The organism is Xanthomonas sp. fls2-241-TYG-148 (assembly GCF_030208815.1).
Taxonomy (GTDB): Bacteria; Pseudomonadota; Gammaproteobacteria; order Xanthomonadales; family Xanthomonadaceae; genus Xanthomonas; species Xanthomonas campestris.
Map to the genome: position 1 here is coordinate 1 of NZ_JARVTE010000005.1, position 21,907 is coordinate 21,907.

At 62.3% G+C, this 21,907-nt stretch carries 14 protein-coding genes; 11 read left to right on the top strand and 3 right to left on the bottom strand.

The window, feature by feature from the left end; all coding sequences use genetic code 11:
- Window positions 1-286: 286 nt before the first annotated feature.
- The 5 genes from QRM60_RS09135 (at window position 287) to QRM60_RS09155 (ending at window position 7,502) form a co-directional block, all read left to right on the top strand.
- On the top strand, window positions 287-4,921 hold the full coding sequence (locus tag QRM60_RS09135) for an RHS repeat-associated core domain-containing protein (RefSeq protein ID WP_285446039.1): 4,635 nt from the start codon (window positions 287-289) through the stop codon (window positions 4,919-4,921).
- Window positions 4,911-5,189, top strand: a complete 279-nt coding sequence (locus QRM60_RS09140) for a hypothetical protein (protein WP_285446040.1) — start codon at window positions 4,911-4,913, stop codon at window positions 5,187-5,189. Before QRM60_RS09135 ends, QRM60_RS09140 begins: the two co-directional genes overlap by 11 nt.
- Window positions 5,190-5,814: 625 nt before the next feature.
- Window positions 5,815-6,135 (top strand): hypothetical protein, encoded by a 321-nt coding sequence (locus tag QRM60_RS09145; RefSeq protein WP_285446041.1) that lies wholly within the window; start codon window positions 5,815-5,817, stop codon window positions 6,133-6,135.
- 215 nt (window positions 6,136-6,350) lie between these two features.
- On the top strand, window positions 6,351-6,743 hold the full coding sequence (locus QRM60_RS09150; protein WP_285446042.1) for a hypothetical protein: 393 nt from the start codon (window positions 6,351-6,353) through the stop codon (window positions 6,741-6,743).
- Between the two features lie 348 nt (window positions 6,744-7,091).
- Window positions 7,092-7,502, top strand: coding sequence for a hypothetical protein (locus QRM60_RS09155; protein ID WP_285446043.1), 411 nt, complete (start codon window positions 7,092-7,094; stop codon window positions 7,500-7,502).
- Window positions 7,503-7,908: 406 nt separating this feature from the next.
- Here the strand turns inward: QRM60_RS09155 and QRM60_RS09160 are convergent, their stop codons facing one another.
- The 3 genes from QRM60_RS09160 to QRM60_RS09170 all read right to left on the bottom strand — a co-directional run bounded on the left by QRM60_RS09160 (window position 7,909) and on the right by QRM60_RS09170 (window position 10,901).
- Window positions 7,909-9,156, bottom strand: coding sequence for a hypothetical protein (locus QRM60_RS09160; protein WP_285446044.1), 1,248 nt, complete (start codon window positions 9,154-9,156; stop codon window positions 7,909-7,911).
- 192 nt (window positions 9,157-9,348) lie between these two features.
- A complete protein-coding gene (locus QRM60_RS09165; protein WP_285446045.1) occupies window positions 9,349-10,020 on the bottom strand; it encodes a hypothetical protein in 672 nt (223 codons plus the stop codon).
- Between the two features lie 170 nt (window positions 10,021-10,190).
- Complete coding sequence (locus QRM60_RS09170) at window positions 10,191-10,901, bottom strand: glycosyltransferase (RefSeq protein WP_285446046.1); 711 nt, start codon at window positions 10,899-10,901, stop codon at window positions 10,191-10,193.
- Between the two features lie 332 nt (window positions 10,902-11,233).
- On the opposite strand from QRM60_RS09170, the gene QRM60_RS09175 reads away from it, so the two are divergent.
- From QRM60_RS09175 to glgB, 6 genes are all read left to right on the top strand, one after another.
- Complete coding sequence (locus QRM60_RS09175; RefSeq protein WP_103702380.1) at window positions 11,234-11,653, top strand: hypothetical protein; 420 nt, start codon at window positions 11,234-11,236, stop codon at window positions 11,651-11,653.
- A gap of 11 nt (window positions 11,654-11,664) precedes the next feature.
- The gene (locus QRM60_RS09180) at window positions 11,665-12,201 is read left to right on the top strand and encodes a hypothetical protein (protein ID WP_115529623.1); all 537 of its coding nucleotides are present in this window, start codon (window positions 11,665-11,667) and stop codon (window positions 12,199-12,201) included.
- Between the two features lie 96 nt (window positions 12,202-12,297).
- On the top strand, window positions 12,298-12,570 hold the full coding sequence (locus QRM60_RS09185; protein WP_014509516.1) for a hypothetical protein: 273 nt from the start codon (window positions 12,298-12,300) through the stop codon (window positions 12,568-12,570).
- Between the two features lie 529 nt (window positions 12,571-13,099).
- Window positions 13,100-16,216 carry a maltotransferase domain-containing protein gene (locus tag QRM60_RS09190; RefSeq protein ID WP_285446047.1) on the top strand — a complete coding sequence of 1,039 codons (3,117 nt, stop codon included), beginning with the start codon at window positions 13,100-13,102 and terminating at the stop codon, window positions 16,214-16,216.
- Window positions 16,213-19,563, top strand: a complete 3,351-nt coding sequence (gene treS, locus QRM60_RS09195; protein ID WP_285446048.1) for a maltose alpha-D-glucosyltransferase — start codon at window positions 16,213-16,215, stop codon at window positions 19,561-19,563. Before QRM60_RS09190 ends, treS begins: the two co-directional genes overlap by 4 nt.
- Entirely contained in the window at window positions 19,560-21,758 is a 2,199-nt protein-coding gene (gene glgB, locus QRM60_RS09200) for a 1,4-alpha-glucan branching protein GlgB (protein WP_285446049.1), read from the top strand. Before treS ends, glgB begins: the two co-directional genes overlap by 4 nt.
- Window positions 21,759-21,907: the final 149 nt, after the last annotated feature.

Sequence of the window (21,907 nt, forward strand, 5' to 3'; positions counted from 1 at the left end):
TAGTGTGCCCGGAGACCTCTAATTATGGATGGATCAATTTTACGGGGAGTCGACACCGTCACCTATTATCGCCACTTGTGCTGACAAGGATTGTCGTATGCGACACGTGTGTATCCCGTTTTTCGCGCTGCCTCTCTCAGGGATGATGAAGAGTATTGCCCACGCGGCCAGCATTTGCTGGGAAGAGATTGATCGCACCAGATCAGCCCGATGCGCGGCCGGACGGATGTTGCCGTTTGCAGCATTTGACTCGATTGGATTGATTGACTTCTTGCAAGGACGCGCAATGACCACTCCGTACCGTAGCCAGAAAGAGAATGGCTCCAAGCGCTTCGCGCTGCTCCTAACGATGCTCTGTCTTTTTTTGGCTTCCCCGCTCGTCTCCGCTCAGGAAAAGAAACAGCAATTTCTTGTGCGCGATGCGCAAGGAGCATCTCACGGCGTCTACGACACCCAAGCGCAGGCAGAGGTCGCGATCAAAGCGATCCCTGGACCGGAGAATATGGCGGGTGCCTATCAGTACGTCGATACGATCAAGAGTGCGATTCTCCGGGAGGACGGGAAGACCCTGATCACCTATTGGATGGGGCGTACCGAAGCCAAAGATGAAGAATGGACCTACAGTACTTGGCAAGCCTCCAAAATCCCGACCGAGGAGCAGGCGGCCTTAGTTCTAGGCCAGGAAATCAGCGCCACAAGGCCGAGCTGCCCTTCGGCATCAGTCTCGCCGGCCGGGCCGTGGACAGTCGCATTTGGTCCATTTCCAGAGTACGACATCGGCATGGAAAGCCAGAGCAGGCAGTACAGCGTTCATACGGTCTATGACGATTGCAGCGGTCCCAACGACTACATTACATTCATGAGCCGCATGCGTCGCTCCGAGTGTCCGAAGCCCTATGCTTCCTGGCACCTCAGCGATAAAGGCTGCACGAATAATGAGATCTTCGCGACCATTGAAGTCACCACCCTGCAGTGCGAGGGACAGCCAGATGGCAGCCAAAGTAGCGGCGGCAACGCGGGCATGGTCGGCAACCCCTGCGACGTCAAGACCGGCGAGAAATTCCAAAGCGAGCGCGATTTCGATCTAGGCTGGCTTGCTCTGACGCGTTACTACCATTCGGGCATTGCATTGAACACTGGAGGGTTCGGGCCAGGCTGGACCTTCTCGCACAGCCTGCGTTTGACGGTCCAGGGCGACGCGCTGGGCCTGGTAGAGGGCAGCGGTTATGCCGTGCCGTTCCGCAAAGTGGGCTCGGACTATCGCGCTACCAATGCCTCCGGCGAGCGCATCATCGCCAATGGCAATCAATGGGTACTGTATCGCCAGGACGCCATCTACACCTTCGACTCTCAGGGCAAGCTGATCTCGCGCATCGCAGAGGAAGGCAACGGGCTGGTGTATGCCTACAACGCGCGCGGCCGGCTGCAAAGCATCGCCTCGCTGCAGGGCCGCTCCATCGAACTCTTGTATGCCGACGACAGCGACGACGCGCTGATCACTGGCGTCGTCTCCGGTGGCGTACAGCTCGCCAGCTACGGCTACGATCACCAGCGCTTGGTCACCGTGACCTATGCCGATGGCAATGGCCGGACCTATCACTACGAGGACACGCGCTTCCCGCGCCACCTGACCGGCGTCACCACGGAAGACGGCCAGCGCTTCAGTACCTTCGCCTATGACAATACTGGCCGCGCAATCTCCAGCCAGCATGCCGGCGGCGCTGATGGCGTCACGCTCGCATATTCGTCCACCGGCACCACCGTCACCGATGCGCTGGGCAACACGGTTGATTACACGATGACCACCGCGGGAGGCGAATCCCCGAAGGTCGCATCCGTGGCAAGAAGCGACGGCACGATGAGCTACGCCTATTACGATCAGGCGACCGACTACCGTAGGAGGCTCAGCGCTGTGACCGACAGGCGCGGGGTGCAGACCAAGCATAGCTATTCAGAGCTCACCGAAAATGGCGTGGATATCAATGTCCACACCGTCCAGGAAGCGTTTGGACTTCAGCAAGAGCGTACGACCACGACCCGGACGACCGCCGGCTCCAACCGGATGCTTTCGGTCCAAGGCACTGGACGCACCATTTCCTACACCCGCAACGATCGACTTCAGCCCATTCAAGTGTCGACAATTGGCGCAACGTCCAGCGAGAGGCGCGATGTGGCTTACAGCTACTGCGAAGCATCCGATGTCGCCGCAGCAGATGGCACCTGCCCGGTCATGGGCTATTTGAAGTCCATCGATGGCCCGCGCACGGACATCGATGACCGTACAACCTACAACTATTACCCCATCGATGCCGCCGGCTGCCAGACCGGCACCGGACCGTGCCTGTATCGCAAGGGTGACCTCAAGCAGACCATCAACGCCCGCGGCCATATCCGCGAGAACCTGAGCTATGACGCAGCAGGCCGCGTTCTTTCTGCCGTTGATGAGAACGGGGTACTAACCGATTACAGCTACCATCCGCGTGGTTGGTTGACATCGACCACCGTGCATGGCGCTACTTCCGCGCAGAATCGCGTGACCACGTTCGAGTACTGGCCCACCGGCTTGGTCAGGCGCATCACCCAGCCCGATGGCAGCTACGCCACGTTTGTCTACGACCAGGCCCAACGCCTCACCGATGTCACCGATACGCTGGGCAATACCCTCCATTACGTGCTTGATAAGGCTGGCAATCGTCTGGAAGAGCAGACCAAGGACGCGCAGGGTGCGCTCAAGCGCAGTTTGAGCCGTATTTACAATCAATTGGGGCAACTGGAAACGCAGGCGGACGCAGCCGCAAATCCCACCGACTACGCCTACGATGCAAACGGCAACCTGCGCTTGATCACCGACGCATTCGGCCGTAGCACCCTGCAAGAGCACGACCCACTTGGCCGGCTTGCGCGCACGTTGCAGGATGTCGATGGCATCAAGGCCGAAACCAACGTGGGTTACGACACGCAGGATCGCCCGCTGCAGGTCAAGGACCCCAAACGTCTGGACACGCGCTACACGTACAACGGGTTAGGCGACATCCTGAAACTGACTAGCCCGGATACCGGCGTCACCAGCTATACCTACGACAGCGCCGGTAACCGCGCCACGCAGACCGATGCGCGCGGCGTCATCTCCACCTATGGCTACGACGCGCTCAACCGCGTCTTGAGCATCAGCTACCCGACCGCCGCCTTCAATGTCAGCTATACCTATGACGTCACGCAGAACGTGTGCGCCAGCGGTGAGACGTTCACAGTCGGGCGCCTGGCCAAGCTCCAGGATGGCAGCGGTACCACCCAATACTGCTACAACCGCTTCGGCGAGGTGGTGCGCAAGGTGCAGACGGTCAACGGCAAGGTGTTGGTGTTGCGCTACGACTACACAACCGGCGGCCGCCTGCGGTCGATGGTCTACCCGGACGGCACCACGGTCGATTACGTCCGCAACGCACAAGGGCAGACGACCGAAGTTGGGGTGACTGCCTCGGCCGGCACCCGCCAGCGTCTGCTGAGCGGAGCGACCTACTATCCGTTCGGCCCATCCGCCGGCTGGACCTACGGCAACGGCCGCAAGCTGGCGCGCACGTACGATCAAGACTACCGGCCGCAGAGCATCCAGGACACCCGCGCTGGAGGGCTGGAAATCGGCTTCGGCTTCGATTCCGTTGGCGACCTCACTGCCCTGACTCCGGCTGGCAACCCAACACCAGACCTTCGTCTGAACTACGACGCGCTCGGCCGACTCACTGCGCTCAAGGATGGCACTACCGAGGCGGTGATCGACGGCTATAGCTACGATGCCACCGGCAATCGTCTGAGTGCCAAGGTCGGCGCCGCCACGCAGGCCTACACCTACCCGGCCACCAACCACCGTCTGAGCGCAGTCGCAGGCGTGGCACGCACCTACGACAAGATGGGCAACACCCTCACCATCGGCGGCAAGGCACGCGAATACCTGTACGACACCACCGGTCGCATGACCCAGGTCAAGCGCGCAGGCGCCGCGGTCATGAATTACCGCTACAACGGCCGAGGCGAGCAGGTACGCCGCTATCTGGGCACCACCAACACCTATACGCTTTACGACGAGGCCGGCCACTGGCTCGGTGACTACGACACCAACGGCGCACCCAAGCAGCAAGCGATCTGGCTGGACGACCTGCCGGTAGGTCTGCTGGCCAACGGCAGTCAACTGCACTACATCGAACCCGACCACCTCGGCAGCCCTCGCGTTGTCGTCGATGCCGCCCGCGACGTTGCCGTGTGGAGCTGGAGCCTGAAAGGCGAAGCCTTCGGTAATACCGCACCCAACCAGGATCCGGATGGGGATGGCACCGCGATGGTGTTCGACATGCGGTTCCCTGGGCAGCGCTTTGACGCAGCGAGCGGATTCAATCAGAACTACTTCCGCGATTACGATGCTGCTACTGGTCGGTATGGGCAGAGTGATCCGATTGGGTTGAGAGGAGGAATTTCTTCTTACCTATATTCATTAGGTACGCCGATTCGGTTATATGATCCATCAGGACTGGAAGCTGTCTGGGATACCAAAACTTGCGCGGGCCAACTGGGTCTAACGACCTGCGATGGGAAAGGAGGGTTCATGGTAAGTAACTGCAACTTTGGTTGCGATCGTGAATGTACACAGCGCCATGAAGAAGAGCATCAGAGATTTTTAAAAGCTCTTCATCCGGGCGCATGTCTGGGTCGCCCACTCGGGGCTGCTCCTTGGCCCCAAAATTACGCTGCTGATAGCGAGGCTTATGCGCGGGAGTTTCATGAAACCGAATGTAGGGCTGATGCCATTACCATTGATTGCATATCAAACATTAAGAAGAAAGTCCCATTGGATGTAAACGCGAAGCGCAATCTTCTTGAAGCTTTCAAGCGTCGGGAGTCTAGAAAATGCGAAGACTATGGATTTTGATTTTCTTTATTTCAAATATTTCAATTATTTCAAGCGTTTTTGCAGACGAGGCGTGCCACACTTCTCTTGGGGTAGACCACAAATTACCAGCTGCAGTCATGGAAGAACTAAAAAAGAAAAAAATGGAAGAATTCCAGCTAGTGAACAAGACGGTGTGTGCGACATACGTGACCTGGCATGCTTTGCCGCCAAGTTTCCCGCCGTCGCAGCCTTGGCCCCCTGGAGTGATGAAACTTGTTTCATGGAACACAAAGAGGAACAAGGCTGAAATTCTTTAGTGTTCTGATTTCCGCCTTGATGAGCCGTGGCGTCGCAGATAAATTGTGCGCCATTGCCGCCGCGATCGGTGGCGCCGTAAAGAACGTGCTAAAAGAACGGGGTAGCACCGAAAACGGGGTCAGGTGCACTTGAAGTCAACCTGACCTCCTTCCCGCCGCGAGTTAAGCGCAGGTGCCGCTGTGATTTATAAATTCGCGTACGCACCCATGGCAGCTTCAGCATTTCAACGTGAAACGGTCAACATGAGGGTCACCGATCGTCGCGACAGCAGACCTCTGTCAACAGGGCGGGATGCCATTGATAAGCACAGCCGTCGTGGCGGTGGTGCAGTCACCGAACGTGCGATAGATGAGCAAGCGTTTATCCGTCGCGGTATAAGGCCGGATTAGCTAGCCGTGCACGTGCGCTCTGCGGCCACCGGCCGTGTCTAATCCTCACACTACGTGCCATCCGCATGGTACCCTCACCACCGCCATTCTGGCGAAGACGGAAAATCAGGTGACCCAGCCGACACCACCGCAAGCGGTGCCGGGACTGTCCCGCTGAGCCACGCTTATCGCAAGGTGCTCAGAGACAAGCACGTCATTTCAGCAACTACCAGGGACGTATCCATCATGAAGCTACGCACCATTGCCACCACGTTCGCACTGGCGGCGGCTTTAGGCCTTGGCCTGAGCGCCCCAGCTCGCGCCCAGGCGCCAGATCCTTGCTCGGTCTTTCTATGCATGGCCGCCGTGTCCGGCTTCGGCGCTCCGAGTGCTGAATGTGCATCGCCGATCGGCGTCTTCCACGCCATCCAGGTTTGGAGCCCGGCTTTCAACCCGCCGGCCACGGCGGCAGCACGTCGGGCATATCTGATGACATGTCCAGGCGCATCCGCGCCGAATCAAGCCGTCCTGGAAGCCATCATCGGGCAGTGGGGCTACACGCCTTAACGGGAATCGCCCGCTAACTCAGAAACTCACTCTGAGTTAGCGGAATACCGCGACGCTCCTGTTCGCCAGTGGCATTGCGCAGTGCTTTCTATGCCATTCGGTTCCTACGCATCGGCCGGTGGGAAGTGGGTAAGGAACGGGTTAGCACAGACCCAGTGGTGAAAAAGTGTCTTAGCTTGCTAGCGACTCAAGTAGCTTGGACGGAGGGATTTGGAATGCTTTACAAAACGAGATTCCAAATGCATGCCTGGGCTAATGATCTCTGGAACTTAAGGCTGGCAGTTGTCCTTTTAGTGGCCTTATCCGCCTGTGCTGCCCCTGGCCAAGGTAAAAAAGCCAAAAAAAACCAGAAGATAGGTGACGATATAGTCCGTTCAATTGAAGCCTATCGCGTCGCGAGGGCGACTTATCCCAGATCGATCGACGCTCTTGAAGATTATCAGGAAATAATTGCTGCCGCTGAGTCTGCCAAAATAAAGATTTTTTTTAATTCAAATTTGCATGACCACTACGAATTAATAATTAAGTATCTTGGCCCGGGCAGTAACTTATGTGTTCATCGATCTGCGGACATTAAGGGCTTCTGGAATTGCACTGGCGCCTACTGATCGGTTGTCTCGATCTGTCACAGGAGGGGCTAGCCTTGGTTTGCACGCAAAAAATTATATTTCCCGCGAAGTTAAGCGGAATTTTCCGGCCGGCGGAAGATGAATAAATTAGCTAAAGTAAAAACGTTGCTGGGTTCGCTTTTAGAGTCCAACCTGATCCTTATCCGAGGCCACCACTTCAGCGGTTCCTGGGCAAGCCACCTGGCTTCGCTTGTGGCATGCTTGGTTCCGCGATGATCGTGTTGGGGAGCGGAGGTCGTGCGCCACTGCTCTGAGGCACCACCGTCTGATTATTCATTCAAGCTAACACCGCTGTGTGGTGCAGATTAAACCGGGGGGATTAAGCGCATGAAAAATCTTTCATATTCACTGATCGCGATGTTTTTTATTCTTTTCTCTGATTATTCTTCGGCATGCTCAATCCCCGCGTCCAATCCACCAATGATACTCACCGAAAAAGAGCAAATTCGCTTAGCGGAATTGGTAATCGTTGGAAGAGTCACTGAGATGCGAAAGGTCCTAAACCCGGCGGAGCATCAGCATCCTTATACTTTCCGTCTGAAAATCAACGTGGAGCAATGGGTCAAAGGCAGCGGAAGTAAAACCTTGGAAGTATTCGACACCACTGGAGCCGGTTGCGACGATGTATTCGGAATAACACATATTGCGTTTGCAAATCCCCCTCTCGGTTCCAAGTGGACGATATACATCGCAAGGCACCAGGGCCAGCTCTACGTTGGTAACGCGAAAGCACTTTAATTTTCCGATCTATTGCGCAGCAAGGCCTCAAAGCGCTCGAGTTTATTCGCGGTGAGTGCGCGATTCAGCGCGAGCTGGGGAGCCGATGCAGATAAGGAGACTTGCACTCCCTCCCATTGGTGACCATTTTGGAAAGTCACTTCGCTTCGTATCGATTATTTTTACGCCGATCCTGAGCAGGATATTGGCAAGCTGCTGTCCAAGGTTGAGGGATTGGCTGACGGACTCAATCACACGAAGAGCCTATACCCCCATGCCGTTGCATCGTAATAAGGCGTTCAAGCCGAGTCCAGATTCGCGCCCAAATGTGAGTTGTGCTGGGTGCGTTGGAAGTGCAGACGTAGTGCGTGGGCGCTTGCCTAGGCAAGGGCTCGACCTTTAACTCCATCTGCTGTTGTTTACCAAGTCATTTACTAAGCACCTTGGTTGTCCAGATCTGGTCGTAATCGGCATTCTGCGCCTTGGTGAACCCGTGGGCGTCACTGCGCCCGTCGTCGACTTTCTGGCCGTCTTTGTAGGTCACGTAATGGCGCCCGCCGGCGGATTGGTCGCCTGGGTAGTGCAGCTGCATCCGGTAGACCAGCCTGCTTTCTTCTTCTGCTGGCGTCTTCGGTTGATCTGTGCCGCCGGTGGCCATTTGCTGTATTTGCAAAAGCGGCGTCGCCTGCTGCGGATGGGCTGCTATCCAATGGGTGAAGGTGGCGGCGTTCTGCGCTGACACTTGCCCCGGCGCGGGCCAGATATACAGGAACGTTGCCGGCGTACCGGGCGCTGTACTGATGGCCGGCATGTGCCACTCATAGACCTGTTGCTTGCCGTCGGCGGTGGTCATCTCGAGCATGCTTGCACTGCTTTGCGGTGGGGCGCTGGCGATGGCTGGTAGTTCACTGATGGGCACCAGGCGGGAGTTCGGCACAGCACCCGCCAGTGCAAGCAGCAGGTCGCGCTGGTTGGTCACTTCCTGGTCGTTCAATGACAGTGAGCGCAGGTAGCGCGAACGCAGGCTGAAACGGTAGCGCTGGTCTTGCAGCGTGAACTCTCCCTCGACGCGGGAGGCTTCGTGCCAGTCGTGTCCGGGGGCTAGATTGACAGCGCCGTGCATGATGCAAAACCCTTGCCGCGCTTCTGCTGCAGGCGGGAAAGGCGATGCGCTGCTGGTGATGGAGGCCAGGATTTGCTGGGTGCGCAGTTCGGTGATGTCCTGCAGGCGGCTGATGGCTCTCTTCTGAAAGCGAAAGGTGGTGCCATCGCGGTGGGCGAAGCCGGTGACCTGCACCACATTCGGATCGAGTGGCAACGCCTCCTCCTCGCGGGCGACGATGACCCTGCCATCATCCTGCGCCAGCGTTTCTACCGGCTTGACCAGTTGGCGCACCCGGCCGTCACTGGCCGATGCTTGCGCGGCCAGCAGGCGCTGCGCGTAGCTGGCCGCGTCTTCGCGGTAGGTCTCGATGGCGCCCCAATAGAACTGTGCAGAACTTTCCAGAAACTGTAGCGGCGTTTCAGCGGTAACGGCTAGCCGCCCAATGCAGTAATGTTTACTGCCGTTGGTGTCTGCCACCGATAGCGGGGGCTTGGTCGTGCTGCACGCGGCAAGCAACGCCACGGAACAAAATAGCGGTGCGCGCATCAGGCGCGTGGCGGTGAGCGTCACATCAAGTCCTTCGAACAGCAATCGACCAGTATAAATGGGCGCCCTTGCTACCGGGCATCGCTGTGTGGCCGGGTCGTTAGCGCTGCTCTGAGCAACGCACTACAGCGGCGCGATACGGCGCGCTCACGTTGCGGTGATCCAGTGCCACGAAGACCGGCGCATCCAGCAGCAGATCAGCGTGTCGGTGAAGCTTCACTTATCCCGCCGATACACCCCATTAAAACTTACACTCGCGCCGCCGCATTGCAGGTTGTCTGCAACGATCAATAGGTCGCCAAGCAGCTGCAGACGTACCGTGCAGTCATCCTCGCGCACTTCCAGACGGTTGCCCTCCGCAAAGCTGCGTGCGGTGACCGCGCCGAAGTGTGGGCCGCCGGGGACCTGCTCCGGGCTGGGGTTGGCGCTGGGCCAGTAGGCGTCGCCATTGACGGTGATGCTGCCGTCGCCATTGGCGGTCAGCTGTAGCGTGTTGTCGCCGTTATACCAGTGGGCGTTCCACGCACTTGCGGGTGGCGTGGCGGTGCTGGCGATGGGCTGCAGGCTGCGCTCGGCGACCCAGCCGGCACTGACGCCCACCTTGTTGGGATAGGACGCGCAGGCGTAGCCGCCACGGTGCTGGGCCGGCACCACCACGTCGCCCTTGACCACGTAGCTGCGCTGTCGGCAGGCTGCCTCGCCCTTGCTGGGGCAGCCGTCGCTGTCGTTGAGCAGGTACAAGCGAGGGACTGCGACGCGCGCCAGCGTAAACGCTGACGGGCTATTGGTGAATGACCCGTTGCGGCAGTCGGCCGCTTCGTCATCGTGTGGCGCGGCGTGCGCTATCGCTGACACCGACAACAGGAACAGCAAGCAGGCTTTGTGCATCTCGATCACTCCATGGGCAAGGCACTAGTGTGGCCTAACGTGGCGTGCGCTGTGCATCAGCGCGCATGGCGTGAACCGGTGTCTTCTTCGGCCACGATGGGCGCCATTCGCGCGTGCGTTGCCGGAGGACAGCTGGGTTATCGCATGCAGTCACCGCTACCTAGTGCAGCTCAGATCGGCAACGCGCTCAACTTGCGGCGCAGGTAGTTGGTGATGGCGCGCCGCGTGGATTTGCCGCGCCACGAGGCCCAGCACAGGTGCGAGCCCACGGCGATCTGGCCGCCGCGATGTCCCAGCCCGAACCAGGTGCGGTCAGGATGGAAGGCATCGCGTGCAGGACAGTGGATGCCTTGAAAACCGCCGTCGCGTGAGAGGTAGAAGTTGGTGAGCCCCCTGGGCCCGGACACCATCGGAATCTGCCGGTGATCGGTCAGGCGCTCCGGCAGGTGCGCCACGAAGATGTGTTCGATCAGCGATGCCCAGAATGGGTGGCCGGCTTCCGAGCCGAAGACGGCATTGCCAAGCTTGAAGTCCGGTTGCCCGAGCGCGCCTTCTTCGATCGGTAGAACGCACGGTTGTTCAAGCAGCACAGGCGCAAGCGCGGCCAGTAGCTTGTAGTCGGTATCGAAGTAGAAGCCACCGTCCACATGCATGTAGGCGTAGCGGGCGATGTCGGCTTTCATCACACCAAAGCGGATGGCATCGAAGCGTGCAGCCAGGTGCGGGAACGCGCGATGCATCAGGGCCGAGTTGGCCGTGTCGTCCCAATGTTTGCATGTCCACCCGGGCAGGGTGCGCTGGAGCCGGGCCACGATGCGCCGCTCTTCCCAGGTCAGGGCAGTGGTGGGGGAGGTGAGGTGAAAAATGCGGGGAATGGACACAGGCGATCTAACGGCAGGGGGGAGGCGCGGGGCTGCTGCCGAAGGCATGCAGGCACCGCTGGCGGACAGTGCCTGCAGCGAGCGCGACAACAAAGATGCGAAAACGGGACGGGTTTATGAGCCGCACTCATGGGCAAAGCGTGCTGCGGGCCAGGGCGCCAGGGCGTGTGTTCTGCGGCGCTGTCGAGGCAGTGCAGACTCAGCGGGCGCGCTGGCCGTGGTTGGCATTGCGGCCGGGTAGGCCGTAGCCTTGGGCGCACAGCGTGCCCGCAACATCAGGCCGCTGCAGAGGCGGCGCCGTCTCTGCCGATGACCTTGCCGAATGGACCCGCATGACCACCGACCCCGCCTGCACCGCCGCACGGCAACGCATCCAGGAGCTGCACAACCGGGCCGAGAACGACGCGGCAGTGCAGCTGATGCTGGAAGGCATGATCGCCGCAGAGCCGGACCTCTTGCCGGACACTGCGAGCTACGACGCGCTCGTGCACCTGGAGTCCTGCGCAGCCTGCCAAGCCTGGCACAGCGCCTGGCTGGATACGCAATCGCCCGAGCGCGTGGCGCAGCGCGAACGCCGCGCTCAGTACTGCTGCATCCACATGTTCCATGCGGTGACAGACAGTGCGACCGAAGTGCGCTTTTCGTTCGAGTTGTTCAGAAGCGACCCGTGCTGGTCGATCGACGGGCAGCCGGTGTTCGCGCAGTTTTGCCCGTGGTGTGGGCAGCGACTTCCAGACCGACCCTTCGAATAGAGCAAGCGCTAATGACCCAGTACTTCTCCATAGCGCCTCCCTTGGCCCGGCGCTTTTACTCTCGGTGGTTTGCACTGAGCTTGTTATTCATCGCCGGCGCGGCAGCTGCACACGAGGACCGGACATTGTCGTTGCGGCCGGACGGTCGTATCGCGGAACTACCAGCACAGCTGGGGCACACCTTCTTGAAGATGTCCAATTTGGGCACCACCACGCCCACGATCCAGTTCATTTCGGGCAACAGGCGCATCACACTGCCAGGATGTATTGCAAAGCTCATCACGTCGCGACGTGCGAGCGATGTGAGTGTCGCAGGCTCCTGGTACCACGACGAAGCTGTGCTTCCGTACTACGTGGTGGTGACCTTCAATGACGCGGGGTCTGCCGCAGAGTCTACCGATGCTGCTGGCCTTCGCATCATGTACAACCTCCGCACTGCCCAGATCATCGAGATCGACAGGGTGGCCCCGAACAGCTCAGGGATCGGAGCCAATGTCCGCCTGCCCGCCGGTTGCTTGATACCGCAGCCGGTAGTACAGACGGATTGATAAATAGATGAGGCAATGGCCAAGCAGTAGGCTGACGCGTCAAGCCTGGCCGATGGAAATAGCGGGTGCCTGGTGCTGAGCATGCTAGTCCGGATCATGATCCACGCTGCGTGCGCGGCGGCCCTGGTGATGATGGCCATCACGGGCAGCGAGCCTGCATTGATCCATGAGATGGATCCGTCGATCCCTACCCAAGCGATCGAGAACGGATCTGGCAATCAGGTTGTCTTCGCTGCTGTGCTGTTTGCCGCCGTTGCTGCGTTGCAGGCGGTCCTACTGATTCGCGCGCGTTCTGGCTGGGGGCGTGTACTTCCAATCGGCATGATGGTCGTCGGCGCTGTTCTGTTGCTCAACAGCGGGGCACGGTGAAGCGATCGTGCTACGTCGCTGCGTGACGCGAGACGGGGTTGCTGCTCGTCGGTCTGAGCACACGAAAAGCAGTGAAAACCAATGCCAGTCAACGACTGGCGGCCGGGCACCGTCAGGAATAACGGCGTGGCTCCGCAGTCATCGGGGCCAGCGGCGCTGTTTGGCTCGCTGAGTTGCCGTCGCCGCTTCCAAGCAAGCACCACACCATCTCCAGCGAGAGGCGCCATCTACAACAGGCCTGTGCGATTGCCACCCCACACGCCGCCACCGTCGCGCTTGTTTGTTTTTCGTCAATACGACCGACACACGGTATTCGCAGGCGGAGTGTTTAGGTGTAGGGGTCAAGAATCGTTGCGGAGTTGCGCATGAGTGCAGTCACGGTAGGCAGGATCGGCCAGGGGCCGGTTTCGGCGGGAGTGGGCCTGGCGCGTCCAGGGCGGGTCGTTGCAGGCGCCAAGCGCTGCGCAGGCCAGGTCGTTCCCTGCAATGCGGTGCGTTCGCGCACCGCTGCCTGCTGAAGGGGCGCGCCATGCGGATGTGTGTAGTGAATGAAGCGGCGGTTGCCGATCCATCCAGGCTGGAAGCGCGCTGCGTGGCGGCGCGTGAAGCCGGTTGCGACTATGTGGTGGTAGCGCCGCCGTTTGCGCGTGACGCCCAAGGGCGCCTAGTGGAACCCAACGCCGGTGATGCCCAGGCGCAGCAACTGCAGACCTGCGTGCAGGCCGCGCAACGGGCGGGCCTCAAGCTGCTGCTGGATGTGCGCCTGGACGAGGTGGGCGGCTCCAGTGCGGTGGTGCGCGATAACCCGCAGTGGTTCCGCGCCCGCAGCACCGCAGTGCCGGATCCGCGCCAGCCGCGTGCCACGCCCGAGGTAGCCGAGGCACGCTTTGCCTATGCGCAGGAAGGTGCGGCGCTGGTGGAGTGGTGGAGCGCGCGCCTGCTGGAGTGGGTCAACCAGGGTGTGGGCGGCTTCCGCTTGCTACAGCCCCAGCAGATCCCCGCACAGCGCTGGCGTGAACTGATCACCCGCGTGCACGCACAGGCGCCGGAGGTGATCTTCGCGGCGTGGACACCCGGCTTGGGCGGCGAAGCGCTGCAGCAGCTTGCCGGTGCCGGCTTCGATACGGCGTTCTCCTCGCTAGCGTGGTGGGACGGCCGTGGCAGCTGGTTCTTCGATGAAGACGCCGCGCTGCGTGCGCTGGCCAAGCGGGTGGTGGCGATTGTCGAGGCTGCCGATGGCAGCAGCGCCGCACGCCGCGCGCAGCATTGGCAGCTGGCGAGCGCACTCGGTGGCGCCTGGGTGCTGGAAGACCATCAGCTGGACTCGTTGCCGCTGCGCGTGCGTGCCACCGATGGACCGCAGCCAGACAATGCGGGCCTGCGGCTGCGACCACTGTTGCGCGAAGGCACCGGCCTGACGGCGGTGGCGGTGGAGCCGCTCGGCGGGCTGCCCTCGCTCTTGTTGATCAATGGCGACCCCGATCATGTGGTGCCGGTGCCCGCACCGGATTTGTTGCGCCTGCTCGGCGATGCCGAGGCATTGGTGGCCGAGGACGGGCGCACCCTCTCCGGCTCCACGCTAGAGGCGCTGGAACCTGGCGAAGTGCGCGTGTACCGCAGCGTGCCGGCGCGGCACGTGCTGGCAGTGCCGCGCATGCGCCCGCGTGCGCAGACGGCGGCGGCGTGGCCTCGGGTGTGCATCGAGTCGGTGACGCCATCGGTGGACAACGGCCGCTTCCCGGTCAAGCGCACCGTGGGCGACCGTATCTGCGTGGAGGCCGATGCCTTCTGCGACGGGCATGACCGCATTGCGGTGGCGGTGCTGTGGCGCCCGGCCGATGCCAAGACCTGGGCCAGCGCGCCGATGCGTGCGCTGGGCAACGACCGCTGGCGCGCGGAGTTCCCGCTCGAGCGCATCGGCACCTACGAATTCCGCGTGGAAGGGTGGCGCGACGTGTTCGCTACCTTGCATGCGGATCTGGAAAAGAAGCGCGCCGCCAGCACCGTGCTGCCGGTGGACGTGCAGGAAGCGGTGACGGTGGTGCAGGCTGCGCATGCACGCAGCGACGGCCCGCTGGCCACCCAGTTGCAGGACATCCTCACCCGCATCGGCGCGCAGAGCGAGCCGTTGCAGCAACTGGCGATCGTGCTGGAGCCCGACACCGCGCAAGCGATGGCGCTGGCCGACGACAAGCCGTTCCGCTCCGAATACCCGGTGACCTTCCGGGTGGAATCCGAACGCCGCGCGGCGCACTTTTCCAGCTGGTACGAACTGTTCCCGCGCTCGCAGAGTGGTGACGGGCAGCGCCACGGCACCTTCGATGATGTGATCGGGCGGCTGGCGCATATCCGCGCGATGAACTTCGACGTGCTGTACATGCCGCCGATCCATCCGATTGGCGCCAAGAACCGCAAGGGCCGCAACAATGCGGTCACCGCGCAGGATGGCGAACCCGGCAGCCCGTACGCCATTGGTGCCGCCGATGGCGGGCACACCGAAGTGCATGCCGAACTCGGCGGGCTGGAGGGCTTCCGCCGGCTGATCCAGGCCGCACGCGCGCATGGCCTGGAAGTGGCGTTGGATTTTGCAATCCAGTGCGCGCCCGACCACCCGTGGCTGCAGGAGCACAAGGACTGGTTCACCTGGCGCGCGGATGGCTCGATCCCGTACGCGGAGAACCCGCCGAAGAAATACCAGGACATCGTCAACGTTGATTTTTACGCCAGCGGTGCGGTGCCGGATTTGTGGAACACGCTGCGCGACGCGGTGCTGTTCTGGGTCAACGAAGGCGTCACCCTGTTCCGCGTGGACAACCCGCACACCAAGCCGTTTCCGTTCTGGGAATGGTTGATTGCCGATGTGCGCGGGCGCCGCCCGGATGTGGTGTTCCTGTCCGAAGCCTTTACCCGGCCGAAGATGATGTACCGCCTGGCCAAGTGTGGCTTCTCGCAGTCGTACACCTACTTCACCTGGCGCAACCACAAGCATGAGCTGCGCGAGTACATCGAAGAGCTCAACGACGGCGTGCCGCGCGAGTGCTTCCGCCCGCATTTCTTCGTCAATACACCGGACATCAATCCGTTGTTCCTGCAGACCAGCGGGCGCAACGGTCACCTGATCCGTGCTGCACTGGCCACCACGCTCTCCGGGTTGTGGGGCATGTACCAGGGCTTTGAATTGTGCGAAGCCACCCCGTTGGCGCCGGGCAAGGAAGAGTATCTGGACTCGGAGAAATACCAGCTGCGTGCCTGGCCCGAGCGGGCACCGGGCGACATCGTCGATGAGATCACCCGCTTCAACCAGCTGCGCCGCATGCACCCGGAATTGCAGTCGCATCTGGGCACGCGCTTCTACCAGGCGCACAACGACCAGGTGCTGTACTTCGGCAAGTTCCTGGATGCCGGCTATCTGTCGCGCAGCCGCAGCATGGTGCTGGTGGCGATCAACCTGGACCCGCAGGTAGGCCAGGATGCCGAGGTTGAAATCCCGCTGTGGGAGTTGGGCCTGCCCGATCACGCCAGCGTGGCGGTGGAAGACCTGTGGGACGGCCATCGCTTCACGTGGCATGGCAAGACGCAACACATCCGGTTAGAGGCGACGCGGCCGTTCGCGTTATGGCGCATCCGCGCAGGAGAGGTCGCATGAATGCAGTTCCAGCCCTTCAGGCTGACGCAGAACAATCGGCAGTGGTTGCCGACCAGCTTTGGTACAAGGACGCGATCATCTACCAGGTGCACGTCAAGTCGTTCTTCGACTCCAATGACGATGGCATCGGCGATTTCCCCGGCCTGATTTCCAAGCTCGACTACATCGCCGAACTGGGCGTGGACACGATCTGGCTGCTGCCGTTCTACCCCAGCCCGCGCCGCGACGACGGCTACGACATCGCCGAATACATGGCGGTGCATCCGGACTACGGCACCATCGCCGACTTCGAGCAGCTGGTGGCGCAGGCGCATGCGCGCGGCATCCGCATCGTCACCGAGTTGGTGATCAACCACACCTCCGATCAGCATCCGTGGTTTCAGCGCGCCCGCAACGCGCCAGCCGGCTCGCCGGAGCGCGACTTCTATGTCTGGTCGGACACCGACCAGGAATACGAAGGCACGCGCATCATTTTCTGCGATACCGAAAAGTCCAACTGGACCTGGGACCCGGTGGCCGGCCAGTACTTCTGGCACCGGTTCTATTCGCACCAGCCCGATCTCAACTTCGACAACCCGGCGGTGCTGGAATCGGTGCTGGAAGTGATGCGCTTCTGGCTGGACCGCGGCGTGGACGGCCTGCGCCTGGACGCGGTGCCGTATTTGATCGAACGCTCCGGCACCTCGAACGAAAACCTGCCGGAAACCCACGCCATCCTGCGCAAGATCCGCGCCACGCTGGATGCCGAATACCCGGACCGCATGCTGCTGGCCGAGGCCAACATGTGGCCGGAAGACACCCAGCAATACTTCGGCCAGAACGCCGACGAATGCCACATGGCGTTCCACTTCCCGCTGATGCCGCGCATGTACATGGCGATCGCGCGCGAAGACCGCTTCCCCATCACCGACATCATGCGGCAGACGCCGGAGATTCCGGAGACCTGCCAGTGGGCGATCTTCCTGCGCAACCATGACGAGTTGACGCTGGAAATGGTCACCGATTCGGAGCGCGATTACCTGTGGCAGACCTATGCCTCGGACCGCCGCGCGCGCATCAACTTAGGCATCCGCCGCCGCCTGGCGCCGCTGCTGGAGCGCGACCGCCGCCGCATCGAATTGATGACCTCCTTGCTGCTGACCATGCCCGGCACGCCGGTGCTGTACTACGGCGATGAGATCGGCATGGGCGACAACATCCATCTGGGCGACCGCGATGGTGTGCGCACCCCGATGCAGTGGTCGATCGACCGCAACGGTGGCTTCTCGCGTGCCGACCCCGCCGCGCTGGTGCTGCCGCCGGTCATGGACCCGCTGTACGGCTTCCAGGCGGTGAACGTGGAAGCGCAGATCCGCGACCAGCATTCGCTGCTGACCTGGACCCGCCGCGTGCTCAGCGTGCGCAAGCGCTACCAGGCGTTCGGCCGCGGCACGCTGCGCTTTTTGTACCCGGGCAATCGCCGCATGTTGGCTTACCTGCGCTGTTACCAGGACGAAACCGTGTTGTGCGTGGCCAACCTCTCGCACACCTTGCAGGCGGTGGAGCTGGACCTGTCCGAATTCGAAGGCCGCGTGCCGGTGGACATCATCGGCGGTGGCAGTTTCCCGCCGATCGGCCGGCTGACCTATCTGCTGACCGTGCCGCCATTTGGTTTCTATGCGTTCCAGCTGGTCAGCGAAGGCACGCTGCCGGACTGGCATGTGCCCAGCCCGGTGCCGTTGCCGGATTACCGCACGCTGGTACTACGCAGCGACACCGAAGAAAGTGCCGCACTGCTACCGCATCTGGCCACGCTGGAAGGCGAGATCCTGCCGGCGTGGTTGTCGGCACGGCGCTGGTTCTCGGCCAAGGACCAGGCGCTCAAGAGCGTGCGCATTTCGCGGCGCACACCATTGCCGGGCGATGAGCCGATGAGCCTGCTGGAGCTGGATGTGGAGCTGGAAGACGGCCGCCACGAGTGCTACATGCTGCCGGTGGGCATTGTCTGGGAGCGCGAGCACCCGAGCACGCTGGCCGAGCAGCTGGCGCTGGCGCGCGTGCGCCAGGGCCGCGAGGTGGGGTATCTCACCGACGCGTTTGCGCTCAAGCCGATGGTGCGCGGCGTGATCGACGCACTGCGTCACGACGCGGCGCTGGATTTCCACGACGGCGACGATGCCTCGCAACAAGGCCAGGTGCGTTTCGAGTCGACCCCGGCGTTGGCCGCACTGGAGATTCCGGACGACCCGGAAATCCGTTGGTTGTCGGCCGAACAGAGCAACAGCTCGCTGGTGGTGGCCGACAAGGCGGTGTTCAAGCTGCTGCGCCACGTGGCCACCGGTGCCAATCCGGAAATCGAGATCGGCCGCCGCCTCACCGAGATGGGCTACGCCAATGCGGCGCCGCTGCTGGGCAGCGTGAGCCGGGTGGATGCGCAGGGCACCATCACCACCATCGCACTGTTGCAGGGCTTTATCCGCAACCAGGGCGATGCCTGGCGTTGGACGCTCGATCACCTGGCGCGCAGTTTCGACGAGTACGCCACCTCGCAGACCGACGAAGCCCGCAACGAAGCGGTGGCCGGCTACGACGCGTTTGCCGCAGTGGTGGGCAAGCGCCTGGCCGAGTTGCACGAGGCGCTCTCACGCAGCACCGACGATGCCGACTTCGCACCGCAGCGCATCGACCTGCCCACCGCCAACGATGTGGTGGGCGGCGTGGCACGCCAGGTGGAGGAGATGTGGGAAACGGTGCACGCCCGCCTGGGTGCTACCGACGATGTGGCCGAACGCGAGGCGCTGGAATCGGTGCTGGCCGAACGCCCGCAGCTGGATGCGTTGCTGGCCAAGGCGCCGAGCGTGCTGGCCGAATCGTTGCTGACCCGCGTGCATGGCGACTTCCACCTGGGCCAGATCCTGGTGGCGTTCGACGACGTGGTGCTGATCGACTTCGAAGGCGAGCCCGCCAAGCCGCTGGCCGAGCGCCGCGCCAAGGCCAGCCCGTTGCGCGATGTGGCCGGTTTCCTGCGCTCGCTCGATTACGCCAGCGAAGTGTCTGCGCGTGGCGAAGAGGGCACCGCCGCACGTGCCGGCGTGGGCGTGGATGCGCACCTGGATGACTTCCTGGTGGAATTCCGCCGCCGCTCCACGCAAGCGTTCCTGGACGCTTACCATGCCGTGCTCGACGCCAGCGCGCATCCGTGGATCGCGCCAGCGGCGTTCAATGCGGCCACCTTGCTGTTCCTGGTGGAGAAGGCCTGCTACGAGGTGCGCTACGAAGCGGCGAACCGGCCGGGCTGGTTGATGGTGCCCATCCAGGGCTTGCGACGCATCCTGCAACGCGCGCGCGTTGGTGCGGGAGACACATGATGAGTGGAGTAATGACTGCAGTGACGAATCGATGGGACCCCGGCGTGACCCGCGCCCTGGCCGAAGCGCGGCACGGCGACGCATTCGCCGTGCTGGGCGCACATCCCAGCACCAACGGCCGCCTGCTGCGCACCTATCACCCCGGCGCCGAGCACGTCACCGCCGTGCTTGCGGATGGGCGCGAGGTGCCGCTGGAAGCCGGCCCGGAACCGGGCCTGTTTGCCGGTGAATTGCCGGCGGAGGGGCGCTACCGCCTGCGGATCGGCTGGCCGGGCGGCACCCAGGACACCGCAGACCCGTACGCGTTCGGGCCGCTGCTCAGCGACTTCGACCTGCACCTGATCAGCGAAGGCCACCATCTGCAGCTGGCCGATGCGCTGGGCGCCAATGTGGTGGAAGTGGACGGCGTGCGCGGTACGCGCTTTGCGGTGTGGGCACCGAACGCCTCGCGCGTGGCGGTGGTGGGCGACTTCAATAGCTGGGACGCGCGCCGGCACCCGATGCGGCTGCGCCACCAGGCCGGCGTGTGGGAGCTGTTCGTGCCCGACGTCGGCCCCGGCGCGCACTACAAATATCAGCTGCGTGGCCCGCATGGGCACGAGTTGCCGGCCAAGGCCGACCCGGTGGCACGCCGCGCCGAACTGGCGCCTGGCACTGCCTCGATCGTGGCCGACCCCACGCCGCACCAGTGGAGCGACGACGGCTGGATGGCCACCCGTGCGCGCCGCCAGGCGCACGACGCACCGATGAGCATCTACGAGATCCATGCCGGCTCCTGGCTGCGCGAGGAGGGCCTGGACCTGGATTGGGATGGCCTGGCTGATCGCCTGATTCCGTACGTGGCCGACATGGGCTTCACCCATGTGGAGCTGATGCCGGTGACCGAGCATCCGTTCGGCGGCTCGTGGGGCTACCAGCCGCTGGGCCTGTTCGCGCCCACCGCGCGCTTCGGCAGCCCGGATGGGTTTGCGCGCTTTGTCGACCGCTGCCACCGCGAAGGCATCGGCGTGATCGTGGACTGGGTGCCGGCACATTTTCCCACCGATGCGCACGGCCTGGCGCACTTCGACGGCACCGCGCTGTACGAACACGCCGACCCGCGCGAAGGCTTCCACCGCGACTGGAATACGCTGATCTACAACCATGGCCGCCGCGAGGTGTCTGGCTTTCTGATCGCCAGCGCGCTGGAGTTCCTGCAGCGCTATCACGTCGATGGCCTGCGCGTGGATGCAGTGGCCTCGATGCTCTACCGCGACTACAGCCGCAATGCCGGTGAGTGGGTGCCCAACATCCATGGCGGCCGCGAAAACTACGAAACCATCGCGTTCCTGCGCCGGCTCAACGAGGTGGTGCGCGAGCACGCGCCGGGTGCGGTGACCATTGCCGAAGAATCCACCGCCTGGCCGGGCGTGACCGCGGATGTGTCGCATGGCGGCCTGGGCTTCCACTACAAGTGGAACATGGGCTGGATGCACGACACGCTGCATTACATCGGGCTGGACCCGATCTATCGCCGCTACCACCACGGCGAGCTGACTTTCAGCATGGTGTATGCGTACTCGGAGCGCTTCGTGCTGCCGATCTCGCACGACGAAGTGGTGCACGGCAAGGGCTCGTTGCTGGGCCGCATGCCCGGTGACGATTGGCAGCGTTTCGCCAACCTGCGCGCCTATCTCGGCTTCATGTTCACTCACCCGGGGCGCAAATTGCTGTTCATGGGCTGCGAGTTCGGCCAGCCCACCGAGTGGAACCACGACGCCGGCTTGCCGTGGCATCTGCTCGACGACGCACGCCACCGCGGCGTGCAGACGCTGGTGCGCGACCTCAACCACCTGTACGCGCAATACCCCGCCTTGCACGCGCACGACGACGACCCGTCGGGCTTCGCGTGGCTGGTAGGCGATGACGCGGCCAACAGCGTGGTGGCGTTCCTGCGCAAGGGCAAACGCGGCGATGCACCGGTGCTGGTAGTGATCAACTACACCCCGGTGGTGCAGCAGGGGTATCGCCTCGGGGTGCCGCAGGGCGGCCTGTGGCGCGAAGTGTTCAACAGCGACGCCGGCATTTACGGCGGTGCCAATCTGGGCAACGGCGGTGCAGTGACTGCCGAACCGCAGTCCATGCATGGCCACGCGCAGTCGCTGCCGTTGCTGCTGCCGCCGCTGGGCGTCATCGTGCTGACCCCGCAGGGCTGATCGACCGTCACCGCGCCCGGCCTGCTGGCCGGGCGCGGTGGCAGCTGCTAGATTGCGCGCCTTAGAGCAGCTATCAACACGACTGCGCAGCCACCAGGCGGGCGCGGCCGGTGCTCGGAATCGGCATGTACCCCCGTACACTCCGGTTC